The 19,020-nt window shown below is 70.4% G+C and carries 14 protein-coding genes and 1 pseudogene; 6 read left to right on the top strand and 9 right to left on the bottom strand.

The annotated features are described in order from the left end of the window. Window positions 1–353: 353 nt before the first annotated feature. The 4 genes from ACIBBB_RS27855 to ACIBBB_RS27840 all read right to left on the bottom strand — a co-directional run bounded on the left by ACIBBB_RS27855 (window position 354) and on the right by ACIBBB_RS27840 (window position 5,668). Window positions 354–1,241, bottom strand: coding sequence for a FadR/GntR family transcriptional regulator (locus tag ACIBBB_RS27855; protein ID WP_398986658.1), 888 nt, complete (start codon window positions 1,239–1,241; stop codon window positions 354–356). Window positions 1,242–1,400: 159 nt separating this feature from the next. After that, complete coding sequence (locus ACIBBB_RS27850; RefSeq protein WP_398986656.1) at window positions 1,401–3,146, bottom strand: ATP-binding cassette domain-containing protein; 1,746 nt, start codon at window positions 3,144–3,146, stop codon at window positions 1,401–1,403. 119 nt (window positions 3,147–3,265) lie between these two features. Beyond that, window positions 3,266–4,027, bottom strand: coding sequence for an NUDIX hydrolase (locus tag ACIBBB_RS27845; RefSeq protein ID WP_398986654.1), 762 nt, complete (start codon window positions 4,025–4,027; stop codon window positions 3,266–3,268). A 255-nt stretch (window positions 4,028–4,282) separates the two neighbouring features. After that, entirely contained in the window at window positions 4,283–5,668 is a 1,386-nt protein-coding gene (locus tag ACIBBB_RS27840) for a DUF4192 domain-containing protein (protein ID WP_398986652.1), read from the bottom strand. A 111-nt stretch (window positions 5,669–5,779) separates the two neighbouring features. On the opposite strand from ACIBBB_RS27840, the gene ACIBBB_RS27835 reads away from it, so the two are divergent. Continuing rightward, a complete protein-coding gene (locus tag ACIBBB_RS27835; RefSeq protein ID WP_398986649.1) occupies window positions 5,780–7,951 on the top strand; it encodes a RecQ family ATP-dependent DNA helicase in 2,172 nt (723 codons plus the stop codon). Between the two features lie 229 nt (window positions 7,952–8,180). Then, complete coding sequence (locus tag ACIBBB_RS27830; protein WP_398986646.1) at window positions 8,181–8,807, top strand: hypothetical protein; 627 nt, start codon at window positions 8,181–8,183, stop codon at window positions 8,805–8,807. Between the two features lie 115 nt (window positions 8,808–8,922). On the opposite strand, the gene ACIBBB_RS27825 is transcribed toward ACIBBB_RS27830, so the two are convergent. From ACIBBB_RS27825 to ACIBBB_RS27815, 3 genes are all read right to left on the bottom strand, one after another. Beyond that, entirely contained in the window at window positions 8,923–9,576 is a 654-nt protein-coding gene (locus ACIBBB_RS27825; RefSeq protein WP_398986643.1) for a hypothetical protein, read from the bottom strand. A 238-nt stretch (window positions 9,577–9,814) separates the two neighbouring features. Further along, the gene (locus ACIBBB_RS27820; RefSeq protein WP_398986641.1) at window positions 9,815–10,525 is read right to left on the bottom strand and encodes a ribonuclease HII; all 711 of its coding nucleotides are present in this window, start codon (window positions 10,523–10,525) and stop codon (window positions 9,815–9,817) included. 190 nt (window positions 10,526–10,715) lie between these two features. After that, a complete protein-coding gene (locus ACIBBB_RS27815; protein WP_398986639.1) occupies window positions 10,716–11,342 on the bottom strand; it encodes a TetR/AcrR family transcriptional regulator in 627 nt (208 codons plus the stop codon). A 514-nt stretch (window positions 11,343–11,856) separates the two neighbouring features. Here ACIBBB_RS27815 and ACIBBB_RS27810 point away from each other — a divergent pair. The 3 genes and pseudogenes from ACIBBB_RS27810 to ACIBBB_RS27800 all read left to right on the top strand — a co-directional run. After that, window positions 11,857–12,156 (top strand): annotated as a pseudogene (locus tag ACIBBB_RS27810) (tyrosine-type recombinase/integrase); the annotation flags it as partial. Between the two features lie 348 nt (window positions 12,157–12,504). Next, the gene (locus tag ACIBBB_RS27805; RefSeq protein WP_398986637.1) at window positions 12,505–13,521 is read left to right on the top strand and encodes a hypothetical protein; all 1,017 of its coding nucleotides are present in this window, start codon (window positions 12,505–12,507) and stop codon (window positions 13,519–13,521) included. Between the two features lie 79 nt (window positions 13,522–13,600). Continuing rightward, on the top strand, window positions 13,601–14,092 hold the full coding sequence (locus tag ACIBBB_RS27800; RefSeq protein WP_398986635.1) for a hypothetical protein: 492 nt from the start codon (window positions 13,601–13,603) through the stop codon (window positions 14,090–14,092). Between the two features lie 177 nt (window positions 14,093–14,269). On the opposite strand, the gene ACIBBB_RS27795 is transcribed toward ACIBBB_RS27800, so the two are convergent. Continuing rightward, complete coding sequence (locus ACIBBB_RS27795; protein WP_398986633.1) at window positions 14,270–15,019, bottom strand: transposase family protein; 750 nt, start codon at window positions 15,017–15,019, stop codon at window positions 14,270–14,272. A 1,333-nt stretch (window positions 15,020–16,352) separates the two neighbouring features. Then, complete coding sequence (locus ACIBBB_RS27790; RefSeq protein WP_398986886.1) at window positions 16,353–16,514, bottom strand: hypothetical protein; 162 nt, start codon at window positions 16,512–16,514, stop codon at window positions 16,353–16,355. Window positions 16,515–16,825: 311 nt separating this feature from the next. Here ACIBBB_RS27790 and ACIBBB_RS27785 point away from each other — a divergent pair, with 311 nt between their 5' ends. Continuing rightward, complete coding sequence (locus ACIBBB_RS27785) at window positions 16,826–19,015, top strand: hypothetical protein (RefSeq protein ID WP_398986631.1); 2,190 nt, start codon at window positions 16,826–16,828, stop codon at window positions 19,013–19,015. Window positions 19,016–19,020 lie beyond the last annotated feature (5 nt).

Below are 19,020 nucleotides of genomic sequence, written 5' to 3'. Positions count from 1 at the left end.
TTCCGGCTCCCCCCAAGGATCGGGGCGGAGCCGACGACCGTCGACTGGGGATGCGCCGACGGCGCGGGCTGGACCTCGGAGGCTGGATACGGCGCCACTCCTCGTGGCGCTATTCCCTCCGTGGCTGTCACCTCTTAGGTCATCGCCCTGCCTCGCGGAGTGTTACGCCCAATCCACGTGGCCCGAGTCACACCTCATTTACGGCAAAGCAGCCAGAAGGGTTTTTTTACGCACATTCGTGCCGCCGGGCCCTGGGGTCCGGCGGCACGTGACGCGCACGCCCCCGTCCGTCCTGACCTCGTCTCTTCTTGCTCGGCACCGCGGGACTCGCCCTCAGTACCCGGGTGACGCCGTCAGTGCTCGCGCGGCGCGGGAACGACTCGTTCCACTTCAGGGTGCACCATCAGAAGCTGCCGCATGGCGGATTCGGCCGCCTGGGCGTCGCCCGCCGCGAGGGCCTCGACGATCCGCGCGTGGTGCGACAGCGACACGTCGGTGGGGCGGTCACAACCGGTGACGGGGCCGCCGGAGACCTGGAGGGCCGCCGAGACGATCCCCGAGAGGTGCTCCAGCATCCGGTTGCCCGCGAGCTGGATCAGCAGGGAGTGGAATTCGGCGTCGGCGCGCGAGAACGTGATCGAGTCGCCCTGGGCGATGGCGTGCCCCATGATCTCGACCATGTCGGCCAGCCGCTGCTGAACGTCCTCCCGGCCGTGGCCGGCGGCGAGACGGGCGGCGAGTGGCTCGATCGTCCAGCGCAGCTCGGTCAGCTCGCGGCGCTGGTCGTCACGTTGCGGGCCGAACGCCCGCCATTCGATGATGTCGGCGTCCAGCAGATTCCAGTCGCTGACCGGCCGGACGCGGGTGCCGACATTGGGGCGGGCGCTGACGAGGCCCTTGGCCTCAAGGACGCGCAGCGACTCGCGGACCACCGTGCGGGAGACCTCGAAGCGCTGGCCGATCTCCTCCGGGACGAGCGGCCGGTCGGCGCCCAGGTCGCCGGAGACGATCATCTGGCCGAGCTGCTGGACGAGTTGGCCGTGCAGTCCACGGCCCCGGCTGCCCGCCGAGCGCCGGCCCACCCGGCCCAACTCGTTGTCCGCGCCGTCCCAGGCGGGGGTGGGAATGCGGTCGGCGCCGGGCGCCTCCGCGTAGGGGTAGCGGTCGATTCCGCCCTGGGCCGCGAGGCCGGAGTCGACGGAGCGGGCGGCGGTCATCATGGTGTGCGCAAGGGTACTCACGCATCCTTTGTCGGCTCCGCTCGTCGGCCCCTTGAGGTCTTTGGTGAAAAGCACACGAAAGGGTGATCGGCGCCCGCCCTTCGATTGACGACTTATCGTAAAGAAGCGGGCGGAATCAGGGAGTTATGGGCAGGCGCGACAGCTCCGGTCACCCGGCGATCACCAACGGGCCCTGCGGCGAAGGCTCGTGAACAGATACGCGCAGAGCAGGGCGGACAACGACAGCGTCAGCGCCGCCCCGACGGGCTGGGAAAGCACCCGGCCGGTCGCCACCAGCCAACGGTCGGCGGCCTCCGGCCATTGCGGCCACGCCAGTTCACGCAGCCTGGCCGGCAGTCCGACGATCGAACGCGCTGACGGGACGGCAAGCCCCTTCTGCAGGAGGGGGACGACCACGACCGGGACGGCGAGCACGGCGGCGACTCCCGCGCCGGTGACCCGGAAGATGCCGGCGCCCAGCAGACCCGCCCAGGCACAGCCGACGGCCAGTCCGGCCCAACTGGCCGCGAGCGCGGGCCAGTCCGGGGGCACCACGTCCGTTCCGCCGCCGTACACCAGCCTCATGGCCCCCGAGTCGACGACGACGGTGAGGGCGGCGAGCAGGAGGGCCGCCGCACCGGTGACGGTGAGTTTGGCCAGCAGCAGGCCGATGCGGCGCGGAACGGTGCCCCGCCCCGCGGCGAGCGCCGGGTAGCGGTACTCGTCGCCGAACGCGAACGCGCCGAGCAGACCTGCCCCCAGGGCGGCCGGTGGCAGCGGGAGGAACGCGGGCCAGGCCGCGAGGAGACCGGGCAGCGGCGTGTTGCCGGTACGGGCGAGCGGCAGGGTCAGGGCGAGGGAGACGATCAGGACGGCGGCGGCGACCAGCCAGGGGGTACGTACGCCGAGGAAGCGGCGGAGCTCGTAGCGGAACGGGCGCAGAGGGCTGCGCACGGGCCGCGCCGGCAGCGGAGGCGGCAGGAGGCCGGTGCCGGGCTCCGCGGGCGCGCGCCGTACCTCTGAGGCCCGCACCGGGTCCACCGGCGGCGCCGGGCCGGTGTCTCCTGTCTCATCGGCGAGTTGGTGGACGAGGATGTTGTGACGGAAGGCCGTCTCGCCCAACTCGGCGCAGTTGCTGCCGAAGACGGTCAGCCGCCCGCCGGAGTCCGCGACGACCTCGACGGAGCGGCGGTCCGCGCGCGCCTCGCGGTTCACGGCGTCGGCGAGCCTGGCCGCGTGGGGGGTACGGATGACGACGCGCGGGCGCAGCCGGGTCCGCGCGAAGTCGGCGGTGTCCTGGTCGGCGACAAGTCGGCCTTCGTGGACGGTGACGACCCGATCGGCGGTGCGGGCAGCCTCCTTGGGATCACTGGTGGTGTAGAGAACGGCGCCGCCGTGGGCCGCGTGCGCCCGGAGCAGTCCGTGCAGCCAGTTGTTCTCGCGAGGGGAGAGACCGGCGGCGGGTTCGTCGAGAACGAGCGTGTGCGGGTCGCCCAACAGGGCGGCGGCGAGGCCGAGTCTGCGGTCCATGCCGAGGGAGAGGGTGCCCAGCGGTTCGTCGCGCAGGGCGCCGATGCCGACCAGGTCGAGCAGGGCGTCGGCACGCGCGGCGGGCACCCCGGCGGCGGCGCAGAGCATACGGAGCTGGCCCTTGGCGGTGCGCGCGGGGTGACCGGGCACGTCGCCGAGCAGGACGCCGACCTCACGGGCCGGGTGGGCGATGCGGTGGAGGGGCCGGCCGCGGAAGTAGGTGATTCCGCGGCCGGATTCGAGTTCGAGCATCAGCCGCAGGGCGGTGGTCTTGCCGGCGCCCTCGGCGCCGAGCAGCGCCGTGACGCTGCCGGACGCGGCCTCGAAGGTCAGATCGTCCACGGCGGGCGGGAGGTCGCGGCGGGGGTTGCTGGTGAGTCCGATGGCCTGGAGCATCGCTTCTCTCGCGGGGAGGTGAGACCGCTCGGCGGCAGTATGGGTACCGCAGCAAGATAACGCGACATGTCCGACTTATTGCGCAGGTTGGCGACTACGGGTGGCGTCAGGCGGCGGGCTCAGATCTCGGGGCGCAGCATCGGCGGGTTGAGGACCGTGGCCCCGCCCGCCCGGAACAGCTGGGCGGGGCGTCCGCCCTGCCGTGTGGTGGTCCCGCCGGAGGGCACCAGGAAGCCGGGGGTGCCGGTCACCTTGCGGTGGAAGTTACGGGGATCGAGCGCGACGCCCCACACCGCCTCGTACACCCGGCGCAGCTCGCCGACCGTGAACTCCGCCGGGCAGAAGGCGGTGGCCAGGGAGGAGTACTCGATCTTGGAGCGGGCCCGCTCCACCCCGTCCCCGAGGATGCGCGCGTGGTCGAAGGCGAGCGGCGCGGGCTGTTCGTCGTCGCGGCCGAAGCCGCCCTCGTAGTCGAGCAGCGCGTCCACGGGGGCCCAGCGGGCGCTGTTGGCGTCACCGCCCGCGCGGGGCGCGGGAAGGTCGGGCGCGAGCGCCAGATGGGCCACACTGACCACCCTCATCCGGGGGTCGCGCTCCGGGGCGCCGTAGGTGGCGAGCTGTTCGAGATGGGCTCCGTTCGCCGCCGGCGAGGCCGGGTCGTGGGCGCACAGCCCCGTCTCCTCGGCCAGCTCGCGCGCGGCCGCCGCACCAAGATCCTCATCGCCCTTGACGAAGCCGCCGGGCAGCGCCCAGCGCCCCTGGAAGGGTGCCTCACCACGCCGCACGACCAGCGCGCACAGGGCGTGGCGGCGCACGGTGAGCACGACCAGGTCGACGGTGACTGCGAACGAGGGGTAAGCCGACGGGTCGTAGGGCGACATGCCGGTGATCTTAGTCGTCTGCCTGACGATAAACACCCGTTCCGCTCAGGTCCGCCGACTTCTTCGCCGCCCCACTGCCGGGCTCCACCGCGCCCGGACCCGGTGGCCGCCCACTCGTCCGTTCGGCTTCCGGCAGGGCGTCGGAAGCAGCGTCCGTACGGCCGGTGCGGGGCGTCGGCGAGGGGGCCGCTGCCGCACCCCCGGTCACCTCACCTCACCTCACTGAGCACGCGGCGCGTGCGGTGGATCCCGCTCTCACCTGCCGCTTTTCGTACCTCGCTGCCCACCGCGGCCGGCGGCCCGGCCGGGTGCCGCCGGCGCGCCGGGCCGGGACCTCGGCGACGGCACCGTCCTGGGCGCCTCCTTCTTCATCGCCGCCTTCTTGATCGTCGCTTTCTTCACCACCCTCTTCATCGTCTTCCTGGCCTGCTTCGTCGCGGACTGCCGCGCCCGGCGAGGCCCTGGGCCCGCGGTGGCGATCCGCTCGGCGCGCATACAGCGCCGCAGGGTCTCCGGGTCGAGCCCTTCGTTGAAGGCTTGATGGAGTAGTTGGGCGAAGGTGTACGCGGGGTCGAGGCGCAGGGCCAGTCCGAGCGCGACCCGGGCCGCCGGTTCGTCTCCGCAGGACCAGGCGACCCACCCGGCCAGCGTGAGCGGGGCGACCGCGTGCTCGGCATAGGAACCGACGCACCGACGGGCCAGGGCCCGCCAGAGCCGTAGCGCCGGCTCGGCGTCGGGGCCCTCCATCCACTGCGCCGCCCGGTCGCGGGTCTCCCTGTCCTGCAGGCCGATGATGACCGCGGCCGCTTCATCGTCCGCGATGAGCCGGTCGTCGGCGGTGTCGGTGCCATCGCCCATGCTCTCACCGGCCGGCCCGCTCTCTCCCCTGCGCGGCGGCGCGGGTGGTGTCCGGGCCAGGCGGTCCAGCAGTCCGCGGGCCTCCCGGAGCGTCGAGGCGCCGACCTCCTCGCGACTCCCACCGCCCAGAATCATCGGCACCAGCGCGCCCGCCGCCTCGTCCAGCGCCTGTTCCTGCTTCGCCGCCCTGCCGGCCGAACCGCGCCAGGGCTCCAGTCGCGCCTCCATCTCCCTCAGGGATCCCCGCACTTGGATCCCCGCGTAGGTGGACGCCGCGGCCATCACGGACGTGCCGGGCAGCGCCAGCGGGGTGCCTTCCGCCGGGCAGCAGCGCGTGTCCGGGCAGCAGTAGGACCAGAAACGGCCGTCGGAGATGCACAGCACCTCGTGCACGGGAATGTCGAGGCTGCCGAAGCCCGTGCGGATCAGCTGTGCGAGCGGATGCAGGCGGTCGCGTACGCGGCGGCCCGTGGCACCGTCCTCCGGGTCCTGGCAGAGAAAGGCCACAATCCCGTCCGGCCGGGATCCCCGCCGCTCGCTCCCCTCCACCAGGCACGCGGCCAACTGCTCGGAGACTGGCGCCCATTCGCGGGGCGAGCGCGGGATGCCGAGCCTCAGCCGCCCGCCGAAGCGGCCCTCATCGCCGTGCAGCGCGACGAGCACGATCGAGTCGGAAGGATGGAACCCCATCAGAAATGGCAGGGCATCGGCGAGTTCGGCAGGGCTGCGCAGGGTGACCTGCTGCTCGTCGGCGGGACGGGTCGGTTCGCTGTGCTTGTTCATGACTCGACGGTCCCGCGGAAGCGAAAATCCCGCGACCCCTGTGGATAACGTTATCCACAGGGTCGGCTCCGGCATTCGCGCTTTGTCCGTGCCATCAGGTTGCATGGGGGCATGACCAACGCAGAACGCGCAGCTCTCCGGGCCTCGGCCGACTCCGTCCTCGCCCGTCTTGTCGGTGACGCCACCGGCGCTGCCCGCCTGCGCGAGGACCAGTGGCGGGCGATCGAAGCGCTCGTCGCCGACAAACGCAGGGCGCTGGTCGTGCAGCGGACGGGCTGGGGAAAGTCCGCGGTGTATTTCGTCGCGACGTCCCTGCTCCGCGCCCAGGGCAGCGGCCCGACCGTGATCGTCTCCCCGCTGCTGGCGCTGATGCGCAACCAGGTGGAGGCCGCCGCCCGCGCCGGGATCAGCGCGCGCACGATCAACTCGTCCAACTCGGAGGAGTGGGAGACGATTCAGGCCGAGGTGGCGGCCGGCGAGGTCGACGTCCTGCTGGTCAGCCCCGAGCGGCTCAACAATCCCGACTTCCGCGACCAGGTCCTGCCCGCCCTGTCGGCGGCCACGGGCCTGCTGGTGGTGGACGAGGCGCACTGCATCTCCGACTGGGGGCACGACTTCCGCCCCGACTACCGCCGGCTGCGCACGATGCTCGCCGAGCTGCCGTCGGGCGTCCCGGTGCTGGCCACCACCGCCACGGCGAACGCACGGGTGACGGCCGACGTCGCCGAGCAGCTGGGCACGGGAGCGGGCACGGACGCGCTCGTGCTGCGCGGAGCGCTGGACAGGGAGAGCCTGAGTCTCAGCGTGCTCGGACTGCCGGACGCCGCGCACCGGCTGGGCTGGCTCGCCGATCATCTGGCCGAACTTCCGGGCTCCGGGATCATCTACACCCTGACCGTCGCGGCGGCCGAGGAGGTCACCGCCTATCTCCGCCAGTGCGGTCACACCGTCACCTCGTACACGGGCCGTACGGAGAACGCGGACCGCCAGCAGGCCGAGGAGGACCTGCTCGCCAACCGCGTCAAGGCACTGGTCGCCACGTCCGCGCTGGGCATGGGATTCGACAAGCCCGACCTCGGCTTCGTCGTCCACCTCGGCTCCCCCTCCTCCCCCATCGCCTACTACCAGCAGGTGGGCCGTGCCGGGCGCGGGGTGGAGCACGCGGAGGTACTGCTGCTCCCCGGCAAGGAGGACGAGGCCATCTGGCAGTACTTCGCCTCGGTGGCCTTCCCGCCCGAGGAGCTCGTCCGGCGCACGCTCGACGTCCTGGCACACGCGGACAGGCCCCTCTCGCTGCCCGCTCTCGAACCGCTGGTCGAGCTGCGGCGCACCCGGCTGGAGACGATGCTCAAGGTGCTCGACGTGGACGGCGCGGTGCACCGGGTCAAGGGCGGCTGGACCAGCACCGGCCGGCCCTGGGTGTACGACGCGGAGCGGTACGCGTGGGTGGCGCGCCAGCGGCAGAGCGAGCAGCAGGCCATGCGGGACTACGCGACGACGACCGCCTGCCGGATGGAATTCCTGCGGCTCCAGTTGGACGACGAGGAGGCGGCACCCTGCGGGCGGTGCGACAACTGCGCGGGGGCACGGTTCACGGACAAGGTCTCCGGCGCCGCCCTGGACACGGCCCGGGGCGAGTTGGGCAGGCCCGGCGTGGACGTGGAGCCGCGCAAGATGTGGCCGACCGGGCTGACCGCCGTGGGTATCGACCTGAAGGGCCGTGTTCCCGCCGACGAACGGAGTTTCCCCGGCCGGGCGCTGGGCCGGCTCTCGGACATCGGGTGGGGCAACAGACTGCGCCCGATGCTGGCGCCGCAGTCACCGGACGGCCCGGTCCCGAGCGACGTGGTGGACGCCGTGGTGAGCGTCCTCGCCGACTGGGCGAAGGGGCCCGGCGGTTGGGCGTCCGGGCTCGACGACGCACCGCCACGTCCCGTGGGTGTCGTGACCGTCGCCTCGCGGAGCAAGCCGCGGCTCGTGGGGTCGCTGGGCAGCCGGATCTCCGAGGTGGGCCGGATGCCGCTGCTGGGCACGGTCGAGTACGCGCCGGGCGCGGAGGACACCCGTATCTCCCGCACCAACAGCGCCCAGCGGGTCCGCGCGCTGCACGAGGCGTTCACCGTGTCACCGGAGCTGGCCGGGGCACTGGCCTCGGCGGCGGGTCCGGTTCTTCTCGTCGACGATCTCTCGGACACAGGATGGACGCTGGCGGTGGCCACACGACTGCTGCGCAGAGCCGGAGCCGAAGGAGTGTTCCCGCTGGTCCTCGCGGTCCAGACGTGACCACGTATCAGAAGGACCCCGGATGGGCAGGGTCAAGGCAGGGATATGAGCGCCATTCCCGCCCATTCCGGTCAGCGGCGCCAATTGCTCGTTGCCGCCCGCCCAAGTGCCCGCAAGAATTGGAGAAGCCCCCCGCACGGTCGGACTGTTCGCGGTCCGGAGGGACTGTGCCGCGGCGTGCCTCACCCGACTCTGCCCGCACTGTGGGCGCGTATGCGAAGGGAGGAACGTGACCTTCGGATTCGCTCCGTCCGCAGCCTCATCGATCACGACAGCCGATTCCGTCACCCGCCTCGCCAGGATGCTCGAGCCCGCCGAGTGGGCGGCGGCCGGCATACCCCTGCTCCGTAACCCCCGGGAGGTCGTCAGCGGCCTGCACTCCCGGCACCGGCCGACCCCCGCGACCGCGATCGTCGCCGTGCTCGACCATGAGGAACGTCTCTCGGCCAGCGCCTCGTTCGCCCCGCGGGCGGTGCCGGTCGACGGCTGGGAGTTCCGGAACGCCCTGCTGGCACACCTGCGCCGGATCATCCCGCACGATCTGCGCCGCCGCACCCCGGTGCGCACCGCCGTACTCCTCTACTGCCGCGACGGCGACGAGCGTTGGACCGAGGAGGACGGGGCGTGGATGTGGGGGCTGCGGGACGCCTGCACACTGCACGGCCTGCGCTGCGGCGCGTACATCACCCTGACACGGGGCGGCTGGCAGGTGCTGGGCGAGGGCCGGGGCGGCCGTCGGCCCAGCTCCGACTCGGTGCCCGAAAGTCTCGCCGAGACGGTGTCCGACTCAACTCCCTCGCCGGTACGTTCCGGTGGAGGCGCGGTGGAGGCACTGCGCCGCGCGGCGGCCCGCTGACCGGTCGCGTCATCGCTTCCGGCCCGGCCGCCCGCATGGAGCAGCCGGGTCGCGACCGACCCGCACCGGGACCGCGAGCACGTCCGGCCTCGGCCCTCCGCCGGGTGGATTCCTGTCAGACGCCCGCGCCGAGCACGGAGTTGACCCGCTGCGGGTCACCGCACACGACGAGCAGCGCGTCGGCCCGCTCCCGCGCCGCCGGCAGTACGCGCGAGGCGGCGTCCGCGTCACCACCGTTGAGCGCGACGACGACCACGGGCCGCGCCTTCGCGCGGTCCAGTGCCAACGCGTCGGCGAAGAAGACGTCCCCGCCCGTGTCGTGCTGCTCCCAGTAGGAGCTCTCGCCGAAGGACAGCTCGTGCGTGGCCCACGGGTGCTGTTCGCCCGTGGTGAGCACGAGGATGTCGCCCGGGGCGCGACCGGAGTCCAGCAGCAGGTCGACCGCCTCCTCGGCGGCGTCCAGCGCACCGTCCACCGAGGCGGGGATCAGTTGGATCTGAGGTTCGGAACGGTTCTTCTGCCGGACGGCGGCGGGCCGTTCGGCGGGAAGCTGCGAGCGCTCCGCTGGCGCGGGCCTCGCGGGACCGCGACCCGGATGTCCGGGACGCGGTGTGGCCGCGGACCTCGGCCCCGGAACGGCACGCGGACCGGGAACGGGACGGGGACCGGGAACGGGACGGGGGTTCGACGCGGTGCGGCCGGTGGCCGGAGTGACGCGCGGACCCTGGGCACTCTCGTGAATCTGAGGCTCCTCGGGGATGAGAGGCATGAGTGGATGTCTATCAAACACAGACGTGCGAGTCACCGGCGGGTGGGCACATCTGCGCCATATGTATCGCTCGGCGAGCAGGGACGGGGCGGTGCACGGGTCCGTACTCGCCGGAACCGGACAGGCCGGTCACATCAGATGGTTCGAGCAAGTCTTCGTGGCAGGTCTTCGTGGCAGGTCGTCGGAGCGAGCCGTTCGGCGTCGAAGCGTCAGGGTGCTCGGCGCCAGGTCGTCCGGTTCAGAAGTCGAAGCCGAGCTGACCCTCGCTCTCCAGCAGTTCCGCCTCGGCGGAGATCCTGACCTTCTTGAGATGGCGCCACCTGGGCAGCGCGTCGAGATACGCCCACGAGAGCCGGTGGTGCGTGGTCGGCCCCCGTTCCAGCAGCGCCGCTTTGTGCACCGGCGAGGGATATCCGGCGTTGTCGTGGAAGGCGAAACCCTCGCATTCCTCGGACGTGGCGGCCAGTTCGGCCATCATCGCGTCCCTGCGCACCTTGGCCAGCACCGAGGCGGCGGCCACCGAGACACAGGAGATGTCGCCCTTGATGACCGTCCGGACCTGCCAGGGCTTGCCGAGGTAGTCGTGTTTGCCGTCCAGGATCACGGCGTCGGGCCGCACCGGCAGTGCGTTCAGGGCACGTTCGGCGGCGAGCCGGAGCGCGGCTGTCATCCCCCGGTCGTCGATCTCCTCCGGCGAGGCGTGCCCTATCGCGTGGCAGGTCACCCACGATTCGAGCTCCAGCGCCATGCCGGCGCGACGCTTGGGAGTGATCAGCTTGGAGTCGGTGAGTCCGACGGGAGCCCGGCGCAGGCCCGTGACGGCCGCGCAGACCGTCACCGGTCCCGCCCACGCTCCGCGTCCGACCTCGTCGACACCAGCGATGATCTTGGCACCGGTGGTGGCGCGGAGCGATCGCTCTACGGCGTGGGTGGGTGGTTCGTACGGCATGACATCTGCAAGGTTACGCCGCCGCCCGCCCGGGCGTCACCCCGGGTTCCCCCGGTCGTACGTGGCCCCCCGGCCCCACCCGTCGTCGCGAAGTGCCGTACGGCCCAACAAGCCCTCGGCGTAGGGCCGTACGACGCGGACCGGCCGCACAAGTCTTCGCCGCGCCGCCGGGCTCGCGGTAAGCCGCGCGTCAGTCCGACGACGACCGGAGCAGCGGCAGCATGACCTGATCGATGAGCTGCGCGATCTCCGCGTCGGGCCATTCGCTTGCGCACACCTTCGACTGGTACATCAGCACGGCCGGGATGACGTCGAAGACCAGCGAGCCGGTGGCGTCGGGTCGTACGTCACCCCGCCGGATACCCCGGTGCACGACTTCCCCGAACAGGTTGGCCGACGGTTCGATCACGCCGCTCATGATCAGCGCGTGAAAACGCTCGGAGGCCGACTGGTCGCACTCGTGGAGGACAGCGCGGAGCGCCCACCCCGGCCGCGAGTACATCGCGTCCCGGACCAGCCGGGTCAACTCGTAGAGGTCGTCGCGGATTCCGCCGAGGTCGGGGGCGTCGTCGAGAGAAGGGAGCCCCGACGCCAGCGCGTCGGCGACGAGATCCTCCTTGGAAGGCCAGCGCCGGTAGACCGCGGCCTTGCCGGTCCCCGCCTCGGCGGCGACGCCCTCCATGGTCAGCCCGTTCCAGCCCACCGTGCTCAATTGCTCCAACGCGGCGTCGAGGATCGCGCGTTCCAGCACCGGTCCTCGGCGTCGTGGCACCACTGTCCGCGACCGAGCGGTGGCCGACGAGCGTGAAGTAACCATCAGCAGATCTCCATGAGGCAAAGATTCAGGCGGCAGCGTCAGTGAACGGTTGCGTTCACTGATGGGGACTCACTACCGTGGACGACACAGTGAACGCATCCGTTCACTAATTCACTTGGGGGACTCGTAGTGACAACCTCTCAACTCGAAGCAGAACGGGAGCCGGGTGCGGCCCGCCGGGAAGGACGGCCCGGCATCGCGCTGACCGTCATCGCGGCCTGCCAACTCATGGTCGTACTCGAGGGAAGCGTGTCCGCCACGACTCCCCTGAGGAAGTCCTGATGATGTACCCCCCGCCACCAGAGCCCCGATGACGGGGCGTTCGCACCCATCAGCGACACGGAGTGGCTGCTCATCTCAGCTCCTTGCCCCCAAGTGGCTGCGCCACCTTTACAACTTCATCCCGACCTAAGCTCAAACGACAGCCTGCGCAGTCACTACGAGCTCAACTGCGCCCCACAGTTTTACGAGTTCGCTCGGGTCGATTACGAAGGGTACGGAGTTGCCTCATCATTTCACCACCGCGACCGGCAAATCACTCGACCCCGCTACCATGACCCGCCGCTTCCACCGACTCCTCGACCAAGCCAGACTCCGCCGTATCCGCTTTCACGACCTCCTCCACTCAACCGCGCCCCTGCTCCTGGAACAGGGCGCCAAACTCGTCGTCATCAAGGAACTGCTCGCCCACGCCCACATCGGCGTCACCGCTACTGCCTACGCCCGCGTACGCCTCCGACTCCAACGCCAGGCCATCGATACGCTCGGCACCGCGACCGACGGTCCGCCGAGCACCGAGAAGGTCAACGCCGTCGGCGACGAACCGCCGCTCCCGGGAGACGGCGCCAAGCCGGTCACCCCAGGACCAACGCCGGAGGCACCGGCCGCCCCCGCGGAATCGGCGCCCATACGCGGGACGTACAAAGGGCAACCCAGATTCATACCGCTGTGGCCCGGGGACGGGCTGCCTCCGGGCAAGCTGAATCGACGGGGTGACGTGATGCACGACCCCTTTGGACGGCGCTCCCCTCTGGCGGGTGAGGTCCGCACCGCAGCCGCCCCCTGATGCCCCGAGGACGACAAGCACAAGACCTTCTGGCAAACGTGGGAGGACCGCGTTGGCGGCGAAGACGGTGATCCCCTAGGGGACGCCGCCGCGGCGGTGCGCAGCGACATGCGGATGCTGGACCGGACGCTTGCGGACGAGAGCGCACGATGGGATTCCGTCGCGCCACCACCGCCCGCTCCCCCCGAGTTTCTCGGCGGCATACGGTCCGGCCCTGCCGAGGAGGCCGCCGACAAGGTCAGCAGCGCCCTGGAGGCGGCCGATACTCACGCTGACACGCTGAGTGCGTTTCCCGAGTGGCAGAAGATCCAGACGATCCGCTGCGCCGCCCGGCACCTGTGGGACACGATCAGAAAGAGGGCCGGGGCTCGCTGGCCCGCCCTCTCGTCGGAGAGCCGGTTCAAGGACTTCTGGAAGAACGTGTCCGTCCGGGTCTGCGAGGGGATCGCCCGTCAGGCCACGCGTCTGGCCGACCGCCTGCGCGGCAGCAGAGCAGCCCTGCCGTCGGCGGAAGCCCTGGTCGACCTCGGCGACGCGGCGCTCACCTACAGTGAGAAGGCCCAACCGCAGTCGGTGGACGACCTGCCCGACAAGGCGCGGGAACGCCTGCGGGAGCAGAACCAGACCGTCCGCCGGTTGCTGCGGACCGGGAAGGGCCTGCCTTACTCCTCGCGGGCCGACGCGGTCGACGCCACCCGGGACCTGGCCAAGGCGTTCCGGGACTGGATGGACACGCCCATGGGCCAGGAACTGAGGGAGTCCGACCATCCCCGCGTGGCCGAGTTCCGGGCCGCCTGGCAGAAGCTCCCCCCGAGCGACCTGTCCACGGGGCCGGGACCGGCGGCCGGGCCGTACGGGGAGGTCGCCGTCCACGCCAGGAAGGTCGCCGACGCCGCGGCGGCATCAGGGCGGTTCGCGCCGGACGATGTCGCGGCCCTGTACCTCGCCGCCGCCAACGCCGACACCCACTCCGCCCGCCTCTCCCGCACCCTGCCTCTGGCGGCCAGAAGCCAGCAGCACGTGGGACAGGCGCCCCAAGCCGTCGTACCGCGTCCCCGCGTCGCACAGCCGTCGCCGTCGGCGGCGGCTCCTCGAACGCGCGTATCCGCCTGAGCGCGGGTATGCCGCATCACACCTGGCGCTCGTATCCGCGAGGCCGGTCCAGTCGGATCACAAGAAGGAGAGATGACCGTTGAAACTCGAAGTGGAGAAGGAGCTTGTCCGCTGGAAGGAGGCATACGACAACGTCCAGAAGTGCGCGGTCAACGCGCTCAGTGTCGCGCTGCCGGGCCTGGGCGCGTCCAAGACACCCGGGTACTGCTGCCCCGTCACCCTCACGATCGACCGGCCCAACGAGGTCGGCGAAGGCCGGATCTGCGTGGACGACGGCATAAGGGCCACCGTCGAACTGGATACCGTGCCCAACCCGGTCATCGCCGAGGCAGTCGACGCCCTCTTCGGGATCGCCTGGTTCGACGGCGCCGACGGCCCGCTGGAGGACGAAAGCCCCGGCACCTACAACTACGACGACGAGATGACCGGCGGGGAATACGAGGTCAAACTCGGCGAGGACGGCGCCGGCCGCGTCTACATCTCCTGCATACCCATCGGCTTCGCCGTGGAATTCCTGGACGCGCTGAGCAGCGCCCAGGAACACCAGCGGACGAGGGCCGCTCCCGTGTAACCGGAGAGGAATCAGAACCTGACAGTGCCGGGCCAGCGCATTTGCGGTCCGGCACCGTAGCGTTTGCGCTGGGGACACTCTGCAGCCATGGACCGGACGGCACTCGACCGTAATCGTGCGCTTGCAAGCTCAGCCCGGCCTCAGGATCCGACGACAGACTGCGTTCAGTGAGGTTCTTCAGCGTTGCCGCTCCAGAGTGAGGATGGCTTTGGCGATTGACGTCATGCGGTTGGGGCTGCATCGGGATCTGCGGAAGATCTGCCAGGACTTCAGGCGTGCGACGCCGCGTTCGACCGGTGCCCGTGCCGCGGCCAGCGCCCGGTTGAGGGTCTTTTCGGTGGGGGTGAGTTCCTGCAGGGGCTTGCGCTTGATGCCGGTGGTCAGCCAGGGGCCGGCGCCCTGGTAGGCGAGATCGGCCAGGATGGGGACGCCCTGCCGCTCGCAGATGCGGATGATCTTGTGGGTGCGGGCGGCGGTCAGGTCGTGAGTCCGGCCCGGTAGGGCGGGTGGGAGCCACAGCAGCCGGCCGTCGGGATCGGTGACCACCTGCACGTTCACCCCGTGGCGGCGGTGCTTGGCCGAGTAGTCGGCCCGACTGTCGCCGACCCGGTCGCACTCGGCGAGCGTGCCGTCCAGCAGGACGAAGTCCTCCTCGGCCTCGCGCAGGACCTTCAGCAGCCCCGGCGCGCGTTCGGCGAGCAGGCCGATGACCGCATTGGTGTAGGCGTGGGCGGTGGACTCGCTGATCCCGAACCCGGCAGCGATCTTGGCCAGGGTGGTGTGTTCGCGCAGGTACACCAGTGCCACCATCGCGCGCCGGGACGGGCGGAGCTTGCAGCGCCGGTCACCCTCACGGGTGACGATGAGCATCGTGACCCACTCCACGAGCGCATGGGGCAGGTCGAGTGCGGCAGGATAGATGACCAACGAGGCCCCCGAGCAGCGTGGTTGAGACGTCAGACATCTCGATCAACAGCTCGGGGGCCTCGCTCGTTGTGGTTCGTAGGCCGTCACCTGATCGGTGGCCAGCTCGAAGAAGCTCACTCAGCGCGGACGAGTCTGGGCTCCCAAATGGGCCCGACTACGGAAGAATAACCACGCACCGGATCGAGTGGCGACGTTCAAATTGCTGGTTGCCTTGCGGCCGGCGTCTGAGCTAGGACTCTGGGGCCGTGACAGGACGCGCCTCACGTCATGCTCCTGATCGCGCCTCAGGTCGCATCGGGCCTTGCCCTGCGAGCAGGTGAACCCCCCGGTCAGCACAGCAATTCAGAGAAGTGACGGGCGCCGATTACTTCCCCACGAGGGTATCTGCGGAAGACTCGCCCCGGATCGAGTGGCCTTCGTGCGGGGGCGGCGGCCACCGCCTGGTCCACCTCGACGTCCGCCAGAACCGCGCTCTGCTCAGCGCGTTCGACGAGCAGGAGCCGCGGCTGGACGGTCCCGACCGGGTTTGCTGCTGTGGTGTTCGGGCCGGTGCCGAGAGGGCGTCGCGCGGTGCTCATGACGGAAGTAGATCACCGCGCCCGTCCCCGGCTCGGCGGTCGCAGTTGCTGGTCAGGAGCACGCGGGTGTTCGACGGGTGGAGGCTTTCGCCGGGTCTGCTGCTGGAACTCGCGGCGCTGGCCGGCCTCCTGTGCGGTCCGGGTACTGGTCCGCGATCCGCTTCCAGAGCGCCTATTCGCCCTGATGCCGCGGTGCGTCACCGCGTTCTTGCGCTGCTCGATGGCCGTACCGTGAGCACGGGCCACGCTCTCCAGATGCCGGACGTCCATCCCGATGGCCGGAGCGCGGCGCGGCGATACACAGCTCGTCCAGCTTCTCGGCGAGGTCCTCCGTGGTCTGGTACTGCCTGGCCACGAGCGACTTGGTGGCCACGTCGGTCCGCAGCAACCCCCAGGCGGCGCCGCCGACGCCGCGCAAGGCGCTCTTCGCGCGGGACTCCTCCTGCCACACGGCTGCCCACTGCCCCTGGTACTCCTCGCTTCAGCTCCTTGGACACAGAGGTTCACGGAAGATCACTGACTTACACGCACGAGGCACATCTAAGTGCCTCGAGAACCATCCAACTTGGACTCCAACACCACCCCTCTCCGAGCGGCAGAACGCGGACGGACTGCGCTTCCGGGATGTCGCCTCGGGCGAGCCTCGGCGCCCTCATCTCGGCCAACCTGGAATCAAAGAGGTTCGATGGGAGAACCGCCGAATGACTGCAAACATGCAGCTCAGATGGTACGAACTCCAGGTCAGAGAGGGGCCTCTAGCGGTGTCTCAAACAGATCTTCGTCTTCGCGAGCCGAACCCCACCGTTGCCTTCCTTCCACTCTTCGGTCTGGTCGAGGATCGGGAAGCACGCGGGGTTGCCCTCGCGGGTCGTCTCGCTGGACGTGATCGGCTCGATCTTCCCGCGCGGCAGGTACACGCTCCGAACGTCTTCCCGGACCGGTGACCCGTGGCGTTTGCCAGGGGCTGAGAGGTAGGTGCCCGGTGGCCCGCCGGTACGACCGAAGCGCTGCCAACTTGGTCTCCCAGGCTTCCTCGCCCGGTTCCCACACCATCCCGGCCCGGCAGCATCGGCCCGCTTCGTTGCCGATCCGTCTCCTGGCTCCTGTGAATCTCACGGAGGTATGTGCCGTAGCACTATGCGTAATGCGCCCCGTGGAGTACGAATAGCCTTTATTCTCCCTGGATAGCGGGCAGGGGCCGACGCGGGTGGGGCGGGAGGGGACTGCCATGCATGATCACCAGGACGGCAGGTCGCTACTGGGCCCGGAAGTCATTCTGGGCGTGGAGCAGGTTCCCCAGGAGACCCGAGCGCGTATCGCAAACGAGTTGGAACGCATCATGGAGGCCCGCGGGGGTCTCCTGCACGCGTGCAGCGCCTTCAATGCTCTGCACCTGGGCTACGACCCTGCCACGCGCCGCTATGTCACCGAGCCGGACCCGGATTCCTTCCTCGAGGTACGGGTCGGCGGAAGCCTGCCGGTACTGCCGACCGGGTCCTTCGTCAGGCTAACGCGCGGCGCACGCGAGGTATGGGGCGAGATAGTCGCCGTGTTCGGGCGGCGCGACGCGGTGGAGCAGGACGGCTGGACCGCTGCTGCGTTATCGGGAGCGCCAGCGGCCAGTGACACCGACGAACAACGCTTGTTGATCGACACCAGTGTGTTCGGACCGTTGAGCGCCGACGAAGCGGTAGAGCTCGGAAGATGGCTGCGTCCGGGTGGCGGTCTGGAGCACGGCCACCTGATCGGGGCTGTACCGGCCGCCGTGCGAGAGGTCTCCTCACGTGACCAGATCGGATCGCACGCGGCGTTCCTCTCCGGCGCCGGACGCGGCTTCCTGGAGCTCGGCCCGCTCCCGAGTTGGCTGGACAAGGACGCCGACGCCGAGACCGTCGCCAGGGCTGTACGGTCGGCGACTACCTGCGTGGCGGACATCATGGCCTCCAGCCGGGCCATCCGCACCTGGGGCCTGTACGGCCGATCGGCCTCCGCAGTACGGGACTTCGCCGGCTCGGAGCGGGCACAGGAGCTGCGCAGATCGGTGTCGCGGCCCGGACCGGGCGGCGCGGCGCGCTACTCGGCGCTTTGGCCGTTGCTGACGGCGCTGGCCGACGACGCCGAAGACGGACGGCCCCAGTTACTGTCCGGCGTTGCGGGAGCCGCCCAGGTCGTTGACGCCAACCTCGCTCTCGCGGATGCCGTGACGGGCCACCGCTACCGAAGCGGGGTGGACGTCCGTCTCGACGATCGCTGGTTGGAAGGCGGGGTGTGGAGGGCGCAAGCCGAACCGGTCACCGCCCTGCTGGCTGGACTGGATCCGTTGGCCCCCGCAGGGATCGGATTCGCGGAGTCAGGGCCTACGGCACAAGACCGGGAGCAAGCGCGCGGTCTGGATGCCGGTGCGAGCCGGGTCCAGGTCGAGCACGTGGACGACGAACTGGTCGTCCTCACGGTCTCCGTGGGAGCCAGGGACTTCGCCGCAGGCAGGCTGGAATTGACACGGCCGGTGAAGAAACTGCTGCCCGAGGGGCAGATGATCCTGCACCTGCACCACGATGGCGAGCGCCTCTCGGGCGAGTCAGCGCTGCAGCGCGCGCGGCCCGCACACTCCGGCGTCACCGGTGTGACCTGGCCGTCCACCATGTATCCCGGCGTGCGGCTCACCGTCGCGGCAGCAAGGGCTGGACGGCGTCTTGGCGCAACGAGTATGCGGCTTGCCGAGCCTGTGCTGGTCGACGGATTCGGGCCGGTCCGCTGGGAGTGCGACTGGGGCCTGTTCACCTACGGCTTAGGCCTGCCTGCCCGGTCGCCGGATACGGCCACCCCCCAGCGGTGGCAGCCCTCCGTGAACACAGGGGCCTGGCGCCCCGCGGTTGCCGCGCTGGAGCACCTGATCGTCGAGGCACTGAGACGAGATGGAACCATCGGACCGGCCGACAGCCGTAGCCTCCATGGCCGTCGCCTGACCGCCTCGCTGTTCGGCCCTGAAATGTGCACTGTCGCCCTGCTGTGGACGGTCATCCACACCTGCGAGGACATGGCCGTTCTGGGCCTGCTCACGCAGACGGCGTCCAACGCCGGCGAGCCCGACGTCTTCACCTGGTGGCCGGACACTCCCGAGGCCTGGGAGGCGCGTAAAAACGCGGAATGGGGTGGTGACGGCCTTCCCGAAACCGCGATGAACCGGCACTGGATCAGGCCCCGCGAGCGTCGTCTGCCCAGCGGGCAACGGGCCTCGCCAGATTCCCGTGCCGCATACGCACGCTGGCGCCTCGACGTGGAAGGCCGTGACGCCGAGACGGTGTTGCCAGCCGGCACAACGTTCGTCCACGGACACCTGCGGGGCACCGGCCCAGGCCAGCCCTGGCACCGCCACCTCACCCAGCACGAACAGGAAAGGCACAGCGGAAACGGATGACACGA

The organism is Streptomyces sp. NPDC051217, from assembly GCF_044455465.1.
GTDB lineage: Bacteria > Actinomycetota > Actinomycetes > Streptomycetales > Streptomycetaceae > Streptomyces.
Note: the sequence above shows the minus strand (reverse complement) of the source record. Positions and strands in the feature narration are given on the sequence as shown.

Excerpts from the sequence above, each read along its gene's own strand:
- ACIBBB_RS27850 (WP_398986656.1), bottom strand. The coding sequence starts at position 3,146 with ATGCTCCAGGCCATCGGACTCACCAGCAACCCCCGCCGCGACCTCCCG.
- ACIBBB_RS27845 (WP_398986654.1), bottom strand. The coding sequence starts at position 4,027 with ATGTCGCCCTACGACCCGTCGGCTTACCCCTCGTTCGCAGTCACCGTC.
- ACIBBB_RS27840 (WP_398986652.1), bottom strand. The coding sequence starts at position 5,668 with ATGAACAAGCACAGCGAACCGACCCGTCCCGCCGACGAGCAGCAGGTC.
- ACIBBB_RS27835 (WP_398986649.1), top strand. The coding sequence starts at position 5,780 with ATGACCAACGCAGAACGCGCAGCTCTCCGGGCCTCGGCCGACTCCGTC.
- ACIBBB_RS27825 (WP_398986643.1), bottom strand. The coding sequence starts at position 9,576 with ATGCCTCTCATCCCCGAGGAGCCTCAGATTCACGAGAGTGCCCAGGGT.
- ACIBBB_RS27820 (WP_398986641.1), bottom strand. The coding sequence starts at position 10,525 with ATGCCGTACGAACCACCCACCCACGCCGTAGAGCGATCGCTCCGCGCC.
- ACIBBB_RS27815 (WP_398986639.1), bottom strand. The coding sequence starts at position 11,342 with ATGGTTACTTCACGCTCGTCGGCCACCGCTCGGTCGCGGACAGTGGTG.
- ACIBBB_RS27785 (WP_398986631.1), top strand. The coding sequence starts at position 16,826 with ATGCATGATCACCAGGACGGCAGGTCGCTACTGGGCCCGGAAGTCATT.